Origin of the sequence: Burkholderia sp. Ac-20379 (assembly GCF_017104645.1) — a bacterium.
Lineage (GTDB): Bacteria > Pseudomonadota > Gammaproteobacteria > Burkholderiales > Burkholderiaceae > Burkholderia.
Window position 1 is genome coordinate 1 of the sequence record NZ_JAAGPF010000585.1, and the last position, 2,238, is coordinate 2,238.

At 65.2% G+C, this 2,238-nt stretch carries 2 protein-coding genes; one reads left to right on the forward strand and one right to left on the reverse strand.

Features of this window, described 5'->3' with window-relative positions:
- Positions 1–210: 210 nt before the first annotated feature.
- Positions 211–1,293, reverse strand: a complete 1,083-nt coding sequence (gene recA / locus G3N92_RS32970; protein ID WP_206131705.1) for a recombinase RecA — start codon at positions 1,291–1,293, stop codon at positions 211–213.
- Between the two features lie 201 nt (positions 1,294–1,494).
- On the opposite strand from recA, the gene G3N92_RS32975 reads away from it, so the two are divergent.
- Positions 1,495–2,220, forward strand: coding sequence for a response regulator transcription factor (locus G3N92_RS32975; protein WP_206131706.1), 726 nt, complete (start codon positions 1,495–1,497; stop codon positions 2,218–2,220).
- Positions 2,221–2,238 lie beyond the last annotated feature (18 nt).

The following is a 2,238-nucleotide window of genomic DNA, read 5'->3' on the forward strand; positions in this document are numbered from 1 at the left end:
TGGCGGGATCGCCCGGCGCGCCGATCCCGCGCTCAAATGCAACGAGGGCATCGCCGGATGCCCTCGTTGCGGCGCGGCCATCGGGCCGCCCCGCTTGCGATTGCGCAGCACCGGAGCGAACGGGGCGGTTCGCCTGCCGTTCGCCGGCCGCGCGATCCTCGCGCGACGACGTGGCCGACGAATCGTCCGGGCGCTCCCGGCTGCGACGCATCACTCTTCTTCGTCGAGGATCTCGTCCTCGGCGCCGCCGGCGATCACGCCGTCTTGCGGCATGGCCGCCACGCCGAGCGATTCGCGGATGCGGTTCTCGATCTCGCGGGCGATATCGGCGTTCTCGCGCAGGAATTCACGCGCGTTGTCCTTGCCCTGGCCGATCTTCTCGCCGTTGTAGCTGTACCAGGCGCCGGCCTTGTCGACGATCTTCGCCTGCACGCCGAGATCGATGATTTCGCCCTGACGCGAGATGCCTTCGCCGTACAGAATATCGAAGATCGCTTCGCGGAACGGCGGCGAGACCTTGTTCTTGACGACCTTGACGCGCGTTTCATTGCCGATCACCTCGTCGTTCTTCTTGATCGAGCCGATCCGGCGGATATCGAGACGCACCGACGCGTAGAACTTCAGCGCATTGCCGCCCGTGGTGGTTTCCGGGTTGCCGAACATCACGCCGATCTTCATGCGGATCTGGTTGATGAAGATCACCAGACAGTTCGTGCGCTTGATCGTGCCCGTCAGCTTGCGCAGCGCCTGCGACATCAGGCGGGCCTGCAGACCCGGCAGCGAATCGCCCATTTCGCCTTCGATTTCGGCCTTCGGCACGAGCGCCGCGACCGAGTCGATCACGATCATGTCGATCGAGCCCGAGCGCACCAGCGCATCGGTGATTTCGAGCGCCTGCTCGCCCGTGTCCGGCTGCGAGATCAGCAGCTCCGGCACGTTGACGCCGAGCTTGGACGCGTATTGCACGTCGAGCGCGTGTTCCGCATCGATGAAGGCTGCCGTGCCGCCGAGCTTTTGCAGTTCGGCGATCACTTGCAGCGTGAGGGTGGTTTTACCCGACGATTCCGGGCCGTAGATTTCGACGACGCGGCCGCGCGGCAGGCCGCCGACGCCGAGCGCGATATCGAGACCGAGCGAACCGGTGGAGACGACCTGGATGTCTTCCTTGGCCTCGGCATCGCCGAGCTTCATGATCGAGCCCTTGCCGAACTGCTTCTCGATCTGGGCCAGCGCTGCCGCCAGCGCCTTGCTCTTTTCCGCGGTCAGCCCGGCGCCTTTCTTACTATCTTCCATGAATCGTCCTTTGCTATGATGAGCAGCGTCTGATTGGGGCGCACCGGGCGACATGCCGTTAGGTGCACGAATGCAGACACTGTATAAAAAAACAGTAGTTTGTGCAAGCCCGAATTGCGGGTTCCGCACGACTCATCCCGACCTTCCGGAGACACCCGCGCCGGCGCCCGCACGCCGCCTCGCCCGCCGCGGCCACGCACCATGCGAATCCTGATTGCCGAAGACGACAGCATACTCGCGGACGGTTTGACCCGGTCACTCCGCCAGTCGGGCTATGCCGTCGATCACGTCGCGAACGGCGTCGAGGCCGACACGGCCCTGTCGATGCAGACGTTCGACCTCCTGATTCTCGATCTCGGCCTGCCGAAAATGCCCGGCCTCGACGTGCTGCGGCGCTTGCGCGCACGCAACTCGGTCCTGCCCGTATTGATCCTGACCGCCGCGGACAGCGTCGACGAGCGCGTCAAGGGTCTCGACCTCGGCGCCGACGATTACATGGCCAAACCGTTCGCGCTGAACGAGCTCGAGGCGCGCGTGCGCGCCCTCACGCGGCGCGGCGCGGGCGGCGGCCCGACGGTGATTCGCCACGGCTCGCTGAGCTTCGACCAGGTGGGCCGGCTCGCCTACGCCAACGAGCGCGTGCTCGACCTGTCGGCCCGCGAGCTCGGCCTGCTCGAAGTGCTGCTGCAGCGGATCGGCCGGCTCGTCTCGAAGGAACAGCTCGTCGATCATCTCTGCGAATGGGGCGAGGAGGTCAGCAACAACGCGATCGAGGTGTACGTGCACCGGCTGCGCAAGAAGATCGAGCCGAGCGGCGTGCGGATCCTGACCGTACGCGGGCTCGGTTACTGCATGGAGAAAACCGCGGCCGAACCGGCTGCGATCGGAAGAGCGGTGTTGAGGGAAAGTGTAGTGCAGGGATGGTAGAGATCGCTGGGCGTGCTT